Source organism: Paenibacillus sp. FSL K6-4396 (assembly GCF_038002525.1).
Classification (GTDB): Bacteria; Bacillota; Bacilli; order Paenibacillales; family Paenibacillaceae; genus Paenibacillus; species Paenibacillus amylolyticus_B.
Genome location: NZ_JBBOCR010000001.1, coordinates 614,866 through 627,774 on the forward strand (window position 1 = coordinate 614,866; position 12,909 = coordinate 627,774).

Annotated in this window: 10 protein-coding genes; 8 read left to right on the top strand and 2 right to left on the bottom strand. The window is 50.3% G+C overall.

Annotated elements, in window-relative coordinates:
• The first annotated feature begins 3 nt into the window (after positions 1–3).
• The 7 genes from MHB85_RS02880 (at position 4) to MHB85_RS02910 (ending at position 10,551) form a co-directional block, all read left to right on the top strand.
• Positions 4–1,989, top strand: a complete 1,986-nt coding sequence (locus tag MHB85_RS02880) for an alpha/beta fold hydrolase (protein ID WP_341072345.1) — start codon at positions 4–6, stop codon at positions 1,987–1,989.
• A gap of 95 nt (positions 1,990–2,084) precedes the next feature.
• On the top strand, positions 2,085–3,032 hold the full coding sequence (locus MHB85_RS02885) for an aminopeptidase (RefSeq protein WP_341072346.1): 948 nt from the start codon (positions 2,085–2,087) through the stop codon (positions 3,030–3,032).
• Between the two features lie 625 nt (positions 3,033–3,657).
• Positions 3,658–4,077, top strand: a complete 420-nt coding sequence (locus MHB85_RS02890; protein ID WP_164783412.1) for a chemotaxis protein CheW — start codon at positions 3,658–3,660, stop codon at positions 4,075–4,077.
• A gap of 366 nt (positions 4,078–4,443) precedes the next feature.
• A complete protein-coding gene (locus tag MHB85_RS02895; RefSeq protein ID WP_341072347.1) occupies positions 4,444–7,647 on the top strand; it encodes a DEAD/DEAH box helicase in 3,204 nt (1,067 codons plus the stop codon).
• A gap of 46 nt (positions 7,648–7,693) precedes the next feature.
• Positions 7,694–8,509 carry a hypothetical protein gene (locus MHB85_RS02900; protein WP_341072349.1) on the top strand — a complete coding sequence of 272 codons (816 nt, stop codon included), beginning with the start codon at positions 7,694–7,696 and terminating at the stop codon, positions 8,507–8,509.
• A gap of 406 nt (positions 8,510–8,915) precedes the next feature.
• Entirely contained in the window at positions 8,916–9,890 is a 975-nt protein-coding gene (locus MHB85_RS02905) for a M15 family metallopeptidase (RefSeq protein WP_341072350.1), read from the top strand.
• Between the two features lie 259 nt (positions 9,891–10,149).
• Positions 10,150–10,551, top strand: coding sequence for a RidA family protein (locus MHB85_RS02910; protein ID WP_074093334.1), 402 nt, complete (start codon positions 10,150–10,152; stop codon positions 10,549–10,551).
• Positions 10,552–10,641: 90 nt separating this feature from the next.
• On the opposite strand, the gene MHB85_RS02915 is transcribed toward MHB85_RS02910, so the two are convergent.
• Both MHB85_RS02915 and MHB85_RS02920 read right to left on the bottom strand, forming a co-directional pair.
• Entirely contained in the window at positions 10,642–10,947 is a 306-nt protein-coding gene (locus MHB85_RS02915; RefSeq protein ID WP_341072352.1) for a hypothetical protein, read from the bottom strand.
• 138 nt (positions 10,948–11,085) lie between these two features.
• Positions 11,086–12,144 (bottom strand): copper amine oxidase N-terminal domain-containing protein, encoded by a 1,059-nt coding sequence (locus MHB85_RS02920; protein ID WP_341072354.1) that lies wholly within the window; start codon positions 12,142–12,144, stop codon positions 11,086–11,088.
• A gap of 261 nt (positions 12,145–12,405) precedes the next feature.
• Here MHB85_RS02920 and MHB85_RS02925 point away from each other — a divergent pair, with 261 nt between their 5' ends.
• A complete protein-coding gene (locus tag MHB85_RS02925; protein WP_091018622.1) occupies positions 12,406–12,882 on the top strand; it encodes a GNAT family N-acetyltransferase in 477 nt (158 codons plus the stop codon).
• The last annotated feature ends 27 nt before the right edge of the window (positions 12,883–12,909 follow it).

Below are 12,909 nucleotides of genomic sequence, written 5' to 3' on the forward strand. Positions count from 1 at the left end.
AGAATGATTGTACATACTAACCGTGTATCCAAAGAAGAAAACACAGCAGCAAATTCAACAAACATGAATCAGGTAATAAGCAAGTCTGATATTGAAGCCACGATCATTTTTATGACAGGAAGCACAGGTTTTATCGGCAAAGAAACGGTCAAACAACTCACGCAAGGAGACGTACAATTGCTCTTGTTGGTTCGTTCGGAACAGCGAGCCAGAAATGTGCTGAAGGCTTATGGAGTGGAGGATTTCGACCGGATTACCTTTATTACAGGTGATTTGTCCAAGTCGGGTCTTGGACTTACCGCAGCGGACCGGGTGCGTGCTCTTGAAGCAAATGTGATCATTCATGCGGGAGGAACGATGGACGTCACTTTGGAACGAAAAGTAGCCGAGCAGATATTCATGAACGGGGCCAGAGAACTGGCACAGCTAACACAGGAAATCCACTGTACTCATGGATTGAGACACTTTATCCACGTTGTTGGTTATATGAGTCCTTATGGAGAGCGGAATGAACAGGGGAATTATCTACAGGTTGAGCATGTGGATAACAATGAAAGTGCATATGAAGAGATGAAGTTCCAAGCCGATCTGCACATTCGCGAGCATGCAGAACAGCATCACTATCCCTTATCCGTTGTAAATCCGAGTACAGTGGTTGGGCCACGTCCCACCGGTGAAACCGAGCAAACGGGTGGGATTGGACTGCTCATTCAGGCGATTCAGAAAGGACTTATGCCAGCAGTGCCGGGAGGTTCATCCTATTGGTTACCGCTTGTGGAGAATGATATTGTTGCACAGACGCTTGTTTTTCTATCCAGGGAAGCTGCTCCAGTCGGAGGAACTTATCCACTATTGGCGCGGAGGGAAGACAGTCCCAATATGAAGGAACTGCTGCAACTCTTGGCACAGCAATTGGACGTACCCAAGCCCAAAGGGGCTGTGCCACTAGGATGGATTCAATGGATCATGAAATCAGGGGGCACACGCATCAGTGGTGTTCCAACGGAGTCGGTTGCTTTTATTACCAACAGATCATTCCCGGTTGAAGAGACGGAGGCTCTGTTTACACGTATGGGGCAATCCTGGCCGGACATCCGGGAACAGCTTCCTCTGGTTACAGCCGATCTGGACTATCGTCTGAGGTATACGCCGTTACCTGAGGGTTTTCCGACAGATTATACTCGGTCACGGAGCGGAAATATGGCTATGCTTGGTTGGGAGGGTGAGGGAGAGCCTTGGATTATTGTACATGGTTTGCTTCAATCTGCGGATGAGATGTTACCTTTGGGACAACAGCTTAGGGAACGGACCGGGAACCCGGTATGGTTAATCGATCTCGCTGGATTTGGACGGTCTCCTGTACATCAGGGAGATGAAGCGTTTGAAGGTCAGGTGGATGCACTGCTTACGGCTCTTGGTGAGTTTGAGGGTCCGGTGAAGCTGGTTGGTCATTCAGTAGGGGCTGCTATTGCAGCTGCGGCACAGATGCGTAGCGGGCGGACAGACATTCGGTTAGGTTTGCTTCAGCCAGTTGCCAACAATTCGAATCCGAATGTGCTAAGAGGGATTTCCCGTTTGCCAAGAGGGGTGATGCGCTCCCTGCTGCGTGGCAGATCGGAGAAAAGTTGGAATCAAATGTTCAGTTCACATAGCGGCGTAAGCAGTGTTATGGCCGATACCATGGGCAAGAGAATACGCTCCAGTCTCCAGTCCCCTCGCATCGCAGGAGCGCATGCAGACTTGTTGCGCTGGATCCACTCGGGTCAGAGGAAAGGCGCCAGATCAACGTTGTGGGCGAAAATGGAAAGTCAGCATTATGCCAAGAATGTATTAGTTGTATGGGCCAATCAAGATCGGGAATATCACTATCCCCAGGATATGAACTCACAGGTCAAACGGATAGATGTACCCTATGGACATTACTTTCCGACGTTTCAGTATAAGGAAACGGCTGCAATCCTCACTGAATGGGCCGATACCTTGAGGTGAGTTCAGGTTTGGATACGCAGGAATCCCGTACCAATTGTCGAAAAGGTCAAGTCGAGTTACGAAGAGGATTAACCAAAGATAGGAGAGATGAATGTATGAGTCAGCAACGTGTGGAAATCAGTAAAAATGTGCTAACCGAATGTCTCGGACTGCGTAGCGGAGAGAATCTGGTAGTTGTCGCAGACGATATGAAACGGGATTTGGCTGAATCCATCTATGAGGCAGGCAAAGCACTTGGTGCAGAGTCGGTCCTGTTAATCATGAAGGAACGCAGCAGATCTGGAGAAGAGCCGCCTGCGCCGATTGCAGAGGCCATGATTCGAGCAGATGTAGCCGTGTGTGTGACGCGATATTCCTTAACACATACCCAGGCACGCAAAAAAGCCGCTGCCTCTGGTACCCGAGTGGCAACAATGCCCGGCATGACAGAGGATATGTTTGTGAACGGAGCCATTACAGCTGAATATTCGCAAGTAAAGGCGTTGACCGAGAAGGTAACGGCTCTATTAACCGCAGGTCGCCATGTGCGAATAGAGAAGCAGGGCCATAGTCTTTCCTTTTCCATTGAAGATCGTAACGGTGTACCAAGCACAGGTATGTATTTGAACCCTGGTGAATCGGGTAACTTGCCGTCAGGAGAAGCCTATATTGCTCCCGTCGAGGGCAAGGGCGAGGGCAGTATTATTGTAGATGGTTCCGTTGCTGGAATTGGGGCACTCCGTGAACCGATGCTATTGACCGTTAGTGAAGGACGGTTGGTGTCAGCTGAAGGACCAGATGGGGCTCAATTACTGGAAACGCTTGGTGAGGGCGATGGTCGTTTTCTCGGCGAATTCGGGATCGGTACCAATAACAAGGCACGAATCACGGGTGTGGTGCTGGAAGATGAGAAGGTGTATGGCACAATTCATGTGGCCTTTGGCAGCAATAACACATTTGGTGGAACGATTGCCGCGGGTGTTCATATTGATGCAGTTGTACAAAAGCCGGACGTGTACATCGATGACAGGCTGATCATGCGTCAGGGTGAATTGGTCGAATAACTACAGCGAAGGAAATTGGGCATGTCCACAACGTGTCCACAGTAATGGATAACTGAAGCGGAAATTCAGATTTTACGTCAGATTTACAAACAAATACACAACATGTCCACATTAAATTAATGAATATCCACATGAAACGCTAAAGATATCCACAGCATGTGTGCAATATGTGCACAACTTATCCACAAATCAGGTATAACTCGTGTTTTCATCTGATAAAACAGTTGTTTTGGAGTAATAAAACAAGTTATCCACAGGAATTTCGCTTTTTTGTTCCAAGTATTTGAAAACATAGAAACAGATCCATAAATATATGGGGATAAAAAAGACCAAAAATCGGCATAAAGCTGATCTTTGGTCTTTTTTCGAATATCATTTTTCAATCCAATGTCAGGTTACTTACGCTCAATATTAAAACGACTAACTTCCACCACCCTCTACAACAGGGCAAATGAGCAGAGCGGAGACAGCAACCGTAATGCAACGTCTGTTGAAGTTGGCAAAATTGATCTGAAGCCTAAACATTTGGTCAAAAATAACCGATAAACCAAAGTAATATCTAATGGGACGAAAGTAGTCTGATTATACGGAATGAGAGGGTATGGGGATAACTATGGACGAGGGAATGCAATATATTAATTTTTCGGTAGGAGACCAGATCTTTGCACTACGAATTGATGAAGTTCATGAGATCATCAGAATGGTACAGGTGACAACAGTTCCATTTGGAAGCCCAGAGATCAGAGGTTTTGCTTCGCTGTACGGTAAGGTCGTTTCGGTTGTGAGTCTTCGTGTATTGTTAGGCATGCCGGACCAGGAGGATACTTCTTCTACACGTATTATTGTGGTGCCTTACAAAGGTGGATTTGTACCGCTGATCGTAGATATGGTCGATTCTGTCGTAAGTTACGATCGTTTCGAGGAACCTGCTGAGGAACACCGCCGTTTCATGCTTGGCGTTTTTGACAAAATCGGGTTCTGTGAAGATCATCGTGCAGGCATTTTGAACCTGGATGTATTACTGGGCAGCTTGATCAGATCATAGGAGTATAACGTTCCGTAATTCTTTCAATATTCAGTATTTCCTTCGGTTTACCCAAATGTTCCTCATCCGCTTTTCGGGAGAAGGGACATTTTTTTGTACCGCTAGGGCGTGTCTGAAAACTCAGAAGGAAGCAGATTTTGCCGAATTTTCGTTCCAAGCAAGAAAGTTTTCCGCAGGCGTGCCGGGGCACGTCAAGGGAAAGTGACGCAGCAGGGGGCGAAAAGGGGGTAAAAGATGCACTTCAGCGAGTTTTGAGACACGCCCTAACCCTCGAAATAACCACTTTTTATGGGCAAAGGTTTTTAAATCCGGTCATTTTCGTATATGATGGAGAGTAACAATGCGAAGGGATGACGGGAGACTTTAATGATGCAATCGCTGTATGGAGTATGGCTTGGTGACGTATTTTTTTGTTTTTCCGGTGAAACATCGGAACCGCGTGTGGATGCATGGAGCCACGTGGTAAGAAGGTTGAATTTTGGCGACGGGGGTCGTCTGTTTCAGCCTGCCGCTCTGCGTCTTGCGGAGCTGCGCTGGCCGAATCCGCTGAGGAACACGGCTGAAGCCAAGAACACGAAGCGGCGTCAGCTGCTGGGGCGCACATTGGAAGGATTGGCAGTCTCGCCTAAGGATGCCTTCAGGTTGCTGCTTCAATGGGATGACCGTTTGTTAAATGCAGCCGGAATTCAGGTTGGAGAAGAGATGCGTTACTGGATCAAAGCAGCGCAGTTCACACAGGAGCTGCTGTTGCGGGGAGCGATTGCTCCATCGGCTGAATTCGCAGCAAAGACCGGAGCACGGCGACGGACCGGGCAAGAGACATTAACAGGCGTATGGCGGCCACGCTTGCAGCAGGAGGAGGACATCGAACGCTTCCGCGATCTTGCTGAAGCGATGCCTCCGATTGGATTGGCCGCTCCTGGAGCTTATGCTTCATTGGAACCGGAAACGCGTGAAGAAGCAGGGGCTGCGGTATTATTTTCATTCATGAGTGGCATGATTCATGCTGTAGTGACAAGTGAACTGGAGAGTATGGACAGTGAACTGTCCCGTTACCGCACCCCATATCGACGCGGATCTTCGCCAGTAGCCGAACTCTGGTGGAACAGTCTGATCTCGATGTTCCGTCCTGTGACTGTGCAAGGGCCGACGGACGATATGACAGCGTTTATTCATACGCTGCAAGAAGTGGGTGGAACGTCAATGCCAATCGTGGGAGCAGAAGAGATGGCACCTGCTGAAGGCCAATTGAAGCTGGTGCTCCGCTTGGAGCCTCCACTGGGCGAACATGAAACGATCTGGGGAATCAGCTTTTGGGTGGACAGTGAGCAGGAACCAAGCCTGAGGTTGCCTGCACGGACTATCTGGGCACATCCGGAGCGAGATCTGGACCGAGGGAAGGTGTTGTATACCTCGGCGGCAGAGCAATTATTGATGGCACTTGGGCAAGCAGCAGAACTGGCACCTGAACTGGAGACGGCGCTGCTTACCGCTCGTCCGGAGGAAATTAAGCTGGAGCAGCAGGGTTTCTTTGAATTTCTCACGCATGCAGTTCCACGTTTGCAGAAGGCAGGGATAACCGTTCTTATGCCTTCAAGGTGGAGTCGTGCCGGGAAACGTCGTGCGGGACTACGTCTGCAGATGTTGAATCGGGGAACAGAGCGTTTGCCTGGAGCCACATCTGCACTGGGCATGGAACAATTGGTTGCTTTCAAAGCAGAGCCTATGCTGGATGGTAAACCGGTCACGGCGGAGGAACTGGCAGCACTGGCTGAATCCACAGTTCCGTATGTCATGTTCCGTGGTGAATGGATTGAAGTGGATACAAAAGAGATTCGCCAAGTCCTGCGTTATATGAAAAAAGAAGAAGAACAATATATGCCTCTCTCCGAATGGCTGCATCTGGCAGCGGATGAAGGGGAGGATTCCGCCTGGAAGGGTCTTTCCGTCTTTGGTGCCGAATCTGATGGGATGCTTGCTTTCCTGCTCGATGGACAGGTGCTTCGCAGCATTGAGCCTCGTCAGGTTCCGGCAGAATTGCATGGTGAACTAAGACCTTATCAGGAACGAGGTTACCAATGGTTATCCGCTATGCGTGAGCTGGGCTTTGGCGTATGTCTCGCGGACGATATGGGACTTGGGAAGACCATTCAGGTAATTACCTGTCTGCTGGACCGCAAACATGAGGAACGCCAGGCAGCTGAAGAGGAAGCGCGTGAGAATGAGCTCCTGAATGGATCAGATGATTCTTTCCCGGCGGATCAGCACACGAATGAGCAGCATGTTCATCTGCCTGCACTTATTGTGTGTCCTACCTCGCTGCTTGGAAACTGGCAGCGTGAGCTGAAGCGGTTTGCCCCGGATCTGTCCCTATATATTCATCATGGCGGACAACGGCTGCACGGGAATGATTTTCAGGCAGAAGCGCAGACGCATGACATTGTACTGACGACCTATCATCTGGCAGGCAGAGATGGCCCGGATCTGGCTTCATTGCACTGGTCCACCATTGTGCTGGATGAGGCACAATATATTAAGAACTACCGTACCAAACAAGCGCAAAGCGTGATGCGCCTGTCTACACTTCATCGTATTGCGATGACGGGAACGCCTGTAGAGAACCGATTGAGCGAACTATGGTCGATTTTCCAGTTTCTCAATCCGGGGTATTTGGGAACAGCTTCATCGTTCCGCCAGCGGTATACGGGACTGGGGCCATCCGAAGAAAATGCAGCCTCCTTGCGTGAGCTTCATCGACTGGTATCTCCATTCATGCTGCGCAGGCTGAAAAGTGATCCGGATATTCGCAAGGATCTGCCAGAGAAGCTTGAACTGAAATCCTATTGTTCTCTGACGCCGGAGCAGACGGTGCTGTACCAGCGTGTGGTGGATGATCTGATGGGTGGTCTGGACGGCAGAAATGGTATTGCCCGGAAGGGGATTGTGCTGTCCTCCCTGACCAAGCTCAAACAGATCTGTGATCATCCGGTGCTGGCGGACAGTAATCGGAAAGACCACGGCAAGGCTGAGGCATCCGGTAAGATGGAACGTTTGCTTGAACTGCTGGATGCCATCCGTGATAACGGGGAATCCGCCCTGATTTTCACGCAGTATGTTGCTATGGGAGATTTGTTGGTATCGAGGTTGAAACAGCGATATGAGGAAGAACCCTATTTCCTGCATGGTGGTGTGTCGAAGGCGCAAAGAGATGATATGGTGGAGACTTTCCAAAAAGGAGAGGGGCCGTCCATGTTTGTTCTATCTCTTCGTGCCGGAGGTGTGGGTCTGAATCTGACACGGGCGAGTCATGTCGTTCACTATGATCGGTGGTGGAATCCCGCGGTTGAGAATCAGGCGACGGACCGTGTATTCCGAATTGGACAGAATCGCAACGTGCAGGTGCATAAGCTGATCTGTCAGGGAACGCTGGAGGAACGGATTGATGAGCTGATTGAAAGCAAGAAGGCACTCTCCGAGCAGGTCGTTGGTTCGGGTGAGAACTGGCTGACCGAGATGTCGGATGATGAGCTGCGCGGTCTAATCTCACTTCAGGGTGAGACGTGGCTGTGACCTTGAACATTCAGGGGAATATAGATGTTGAGAAAGGGGGATTATTGTGAGCGAAAAATGGAAGATCGAGCTGCATATGTCCCCCGGTGGGTGGACAGCAGAAGTAAATACAGCAGCGGAAGCGGACCAGGAAGTTTCCGTTTCCGCTTCCGCTGTTGAGGGCAAGACCGGATCAGCCGCAGGCATGTTCACGGTCACGGGAACGCCGGCGCGACTGAGCGAAGCCCAGCGCGAGGCTGTGCTGGCTCAACTGCGCAAGCGCCCGCTGACGCTGTACGCCCTGCTGCGCGGCGGCCGCCCGGCGTCCGCTGAGCTTGCCGGGCTGCTGCCGGCTGCGCAAGCGCCCGAGGGCTCGCCAGGCGCAGCAACGGCCAGCGCGGCCGTGGCATGCACCTGCGGCCGCCCGAGCTGCGCGCATGCCGCGGCCGCTGAGCGCGCCGTAGCCGCGCGCCTCGCGGCCGAGCCGCTGCTGCAGCTGGCGCATGCCGGCCTGCCGCGCGAAGCGCTGCTCGCCGGCGTGCTGGGGGCATGGGCGGAGGAACTCGCCCATGATCCCAGCGGCCCCGGCCGCGCAGCGGAAACGGCTGGCCGCCCGCAAGTGCGGGGCGGCGAAGGCGGCGCGGCCGTCGGCGAGTGGATCGCCGAGGCCGCCGCGGACGGCGCCATGCACCAGCCGGGGCCGGGCTTTGGGGCCGTTGAGGTGCGCCTTACGCGGCCGGGCAAGCCGCCGGCCTTGCCGGAGCTGACGGCGCTGCTGCCGGGCGTGCCGGCCACCGCAGGGCTGGATTTGATCCGCGAGCGTGTAGCCGCGCGGATGTGGCAGGCTGTCCAGAAGAAGGCGGACAGCCCGGCAACCAAATGATGCACCCATTAGAGCGGGGGAGATCTCAGATCACCCCTGCTGTTTTTATTGCAGCATGTTGCATTATTCGATTTAATTCATTTCCCGGTACAAGATGAATTTTGTCTTTATCCAACAATGCCAATGCTCATTAGTAACGTGCATCTCGGTATAATCACTTTTTTGCATATGGAATATATGAAGGCATATTCCCATTTCACTTCTATTGTGTACAGCATGGGGATATTGCTCTAAAAGTCCAAAAAACGATCATACAGGCTGTACAGCCCGTATATGTTCATTCGGATCTCTTCTAAAGGAGGTCTTTACCGGTGGAGCTTCGCTCCCAATTAAGGTATACTGTCGCAGGGAACATTGCACGCTGAGAACTATATAACATTTATATTATTGCGATAGGAGTTTTTACATGAAATCAACTACAGGAAGACAGCGCCGCATGGTGGTTATGCTGTCCTCATTGATGATATGCGGAGCATTGCTTGCCGCGTGCCAGAACGGTTCAGGCACAGAAGAGAGCCAGAATCCGAATGGAACAGGTAACACACAACAGGAGACGGACGGCACAACGGTTCATTTTACGGAGGATAAAGGAACGGATGGCGACAATGCTGGCGGGGATGACACGTCATCTTCTGGCAACAACGGCGAAGGTACGGATAGCGAGTCTGGGAATGCTTCAGCGGGCGAAGGGCAGGGCTCTTCGGACAATGGGAATGGCGCGACCGCGGAAGATCCATTGCTGGAGAAACGCAGTATCAGCGCACTGCAAACGACAATTGATGCACAATCTGTAGTGACCAATGCCGAGTCTATGACCGTCATTGTGAACAAACAACGGAGTTTGCCCGACGGGTACGAGCCGGACGATCTGGTAGAGCCGAATGTACCGTTCTCCTTCGACGAACCTCACGAGAAGCGGCATATGCGCAAGGAAGCAGCGGAGGCACTGGAGAAGTTGTTTGCAGGTGCAAAAGCGGATGGCATTGAGCTTCGTGCGGTGTCCGGTTATCGTTCATATCAGCGTCAGGTATCCATCTATAACAACAATGTCAAAACCAAAGGTCAAGAATACACAGATCGTGTGAGTTCTGTTCCAGGCCGAAGCGAACATCAGACGGGTCTTGCCATTGATGTATCCAGCCCGAGTGTGGGCAATGTGCTGGAAGAGGTATTTGGCACATCGAAGGAAGGCCAGTGGTTGGCTGAACACGCTGCAGAATACGGATATGTCATCCGTTATCTGCAAGGTGAAGAAGATACCACAGGGTACGTCTATGAGCCTTGGCATATCCGGTACATCGGTACAGATTTGGCACCGGATGTGGCGAAGAGTGGGTTAACTCTGGAAGAATACTTCGATGAGGCGAATATCAAGTTGTAATCAGGCCAACCTATGGTTTCCATTTGATTAGTTAATACTATCTCGTTATGAAGAGGTCCCAGGAAGTGTATCATTTGTTGAACAGATGGTGCCCTTCCTGGGACTTTTTTTGTGTACATCGAATTTTGGTATATCAAATATGTGCGAAGAAGAAGAACCAGCCAGCTTTAAGTTTTAAGTTTTTGTTCGGGATTCGAATGGGCTGATATAATTAAGGTATGCATTATAGATAAATACAACCAAAGCGAGGGACGAGAGAATGAGCAGACAGCAGGTATTTACGGGCTCCCCATGGGAACCGTTGGTGGGATATTGCCGTGCCATCCGTGTAGGGAACCGAATTGAAGTGGCGGGTACAACCGCAATGCAAGATGGTGTAGTTGTTGGGGCAGGTGATCCGTATGCACAGACAAGGTTCGTTTTGCAGACGATCGAGAATGCACTGAAAGAACTGGGGGCTGACATGTCGCATGTGGTGAGAACCCGGATGTTTGTGACCGATATCTCCAGATGGGAGGAAGTTGGCAAGGCACACGGTGAATTTTTTGGACAGATCCAGCCTGTAGCCACCATGGTTGAAGTTAGCGCACTCATTGATCCCTTGTTGATGGTTGAGATTGAAGTGGAAGCGATTGTTGAAGATGAAGTCACAGCCGATTGATTCTGACGGTGAGATTCCTTAGATTTCGGCGGGTGCTTCAAATCCTTGAATAAGACGCCCCAGATTCGTTAGCGTTAACGCCGCTTGCTCTTACATTCGGTAAGCAATGTATTTCGTATGCAGTGCACATCGCACGTGTCTGCTCCGGACAAGTTCCAGATACCCTTCGGTTTGAAGCAGTTTGTAGACACACTCTAAAAAACCAAAACCAAAACCAAAACCAAAACCAAAACCAAAACCAAAACCAAAACCAAAACCAAAACCAAAACCAAAACCAAAACCAAAATCAAAAAAAACAACCTTATCCATGCCTGTCAAAAGACAAGCGGATAAGGTTATTTTGAATTGACTTCGCCGCCTGGCCGCACGGCTGAGCTCTTGATGCGCCAAACTCATTACACAGCGCGCCAGGAACTACAGGCGGATGGCTGGTCATTATGATGCTCCACACTCATGACCCCGCGCTAAGCGATGCAAATGGTCGTCTGCAACAACATATAACATGTGTTTCAGCCAGTCGCATTTCTAATCGATTTATTTCGCTTCCGGTTGTGCTGCTGGTGTTTCAACAACCACTTTCCATGCCGTTCCGATTGGAGGCAAACTGCGAGTTAGCATAGGGCTGTAAAAACCGATCACTTTAGTTCCTTTAGTCAGTTCTTCGGCCTTTACCGTTTCGCCTTCGTGATTCACGAGCAGCGTATCTTTAGCGATATTCAGCACGACATGGTCAGGAGCCGTTTCAGTTAATCGTGTACCTGTGATCTCAATCTGTGAGATGCTGCCTTCAGCTATTGTTACATTTTCAATCGTACCGGCTGTACCCAGTACCTCTTTAGGTTGTGCCTGAGATGCTGTAGCCATATCCAGTACAGTAACTTTATAGGTCGGCGTTTGTGGTGGCAGACTGCGGGTAGTGATCAGGGAATGCTCAGCTTCCACGTTCATGCCGATGGCCAGATCAGTCAGTGCAATCTCTTTTCCCTCAACGGAGATGAATTTTGTCTCATCGCTCAGATTGAGCACGATGCCATCCAACCCTGCACCGCCAATCTGGATGGACTTGTATTTATCCTGGTTCGAAATTCTGGTAATGACACCACGTTCAGTAACCGTCTTCACGTCCTCTTCACTGGAGATCGTCACCTGATTTCCTGTTGTGTTCACTTGTCCATGCAGTGCTTTCTCAGCAAAAGAAACCGGTACATACAATTTGCCGCCTGTGATTTCGGGCGCTGTACCCAGCGTGAGCAGCATTTTATTCACGGAATATTGATCCTTGCCTGTGATTACCTGTGTCCAGAGAGCACCACGAGTCAGCTCTGCAGTTTTAGTTTCTTTATTCCATTCCAGTTCAATACCCAGTGCGTCCGTAAGATCACGCAGCGGGATCATGGCTACTTTGCCATCCTTATTCCAATAACCATCAGAGATGGATGCACCATTCACGGATACGTTTACTACACTCGCTGCATTACTATCTGCTGAAACGGATGTTTGATGGACTGGTTGTGTGTTGTCCAGTGTTGCTGCATAAGCGGCTCCACCACCCAATGCCATGGATAGGGCCATCAGTGCACTTACTTTTTTCATGTTGTTGTTCATCAATATTCATCCCTTCTAATCTGTGTACTGACGCGGTAAAATCTTCCTTAGGGCCGCGCTTCAAGTTAATAGACGGGACATATCGTCTCAGTGTTGCAGTTGAAATGCAATGAATGTAAGCGGTAAGTTATTTTAAATTAGAAATATCGCTTGTATTGCAGGTTATCCGCAGCAGGATCAGGTTAATTTCAGGTAAGTGGCCAAACCTTTGTCCTATTTCACATTCAAGTACGAGGAGGAACCGATTAGATGAGTGATATGTTGGTAGCGCTCTATCGTTTACCGGAGCAAGAGAGTGGACTGAGAAAGCTGGAGGAATCCTCCATTGTGATTCGAAGAGCCATTGCCCCAGAGAAACAGCTTGTACTGGATTGGGTGAGGTCACATTTTAGCCAAGCTTGGGTGGATGAATGTGAGGTCGCTTTTGCACGTCAGCCCGTGTCCTGTTACATCGCCGTTGAGCATGGGAAAGTGATCGGATTTGCCTGTTATGAAGCGACATGTCGCAACTTCTTTGGACCTACAGGCGTGAGCCAGGATGCACGGGGCAAAGGTGTAGGAACAGCCCTGTTACTGGCCTGTATGCATGCGATGAAGGCGGACGGTTATGGTTATGCGATTATCGGATCAGCGGGACCTGTGGATTTCTATGCCCGAACATTGGGTGCTGTGAAGATCGAAAATTCAACCCCGGGTATTTACGAAGGCATGCTGCGGGCAGACTAGACGATAGTGATGTTGTGGAAGTTGTGG

What these genes read in the sequence shown, in the direction of transcription:
- MHB85_RS02905 (WP_341072350.1), top strand. Translation starts at nt 8,916, where the DNA reads ATGAAATCAACTACAGGAAGACAGCGCCGCATGGTGGTTATGCTGTCC.
- MHB85_RS02895 (WP_341072347.1), top strand. Translation starts at nt 4,444, where the DNA reads ATGATGCAATCGCTGTATGGAGTATGGCTTGGTGACGTATTTTTTTGT.
- MHB85_RS02915 (WP_341072352.1), bottom strand. Translation starts at nt 10,947, where the DNA reads ATGAGTTTGGCGCATCAAGAGCTCAGCCGTGCGGCCAGGCGGCGAAGT.
- MHB85_RS02910 (WP_074093334.1), top strand. Translation starts at nt 10,150, where the DNA reads ATGAGCAGACAGCAGGTATTTACGGGCTCCCCATGGGAACCGTTGGTG.
- MHB85_RS02920 (WP_341072354.1), bottom strand. Translation starts at nt 12,144, where the DNA reads ATGAAAAAAGTAAGTGCACTGATGGCCCTATCCATGGCATTGGGTGGT.
- MHB85_RS02925 (WP_091018622.1), top strand. Translation starts at nt 12,406, where the DNA reads ATGAGTGATATGTTGGTAGCGCTCTATCGTTTACCGGAGCAAGAGAGT.
- MHB85_RS02885 (WP_341072346.1), top strand. Translation starts at nt 2,085, where the DNA reads ATGAGTCAGCAACGTGTGGAAATCAGTAAAAATGTGCTAACCGAATGT.
- MHB85_RS02880 (WP_341072345.1), top strand. Translation starts at nt 4, where the DNA reads ATGATTGTACATACTAACCGTGTATCCAAAGAAGAAAACACAGCAGCA.
- MHB85_RS02890 (WP_164783412.1), top strand. Translation starts at nt 3,658, where the DNA reads ATGCAATATATTAATTTTTCGGTAGGAGACCAGATCTTTGCACTACGA.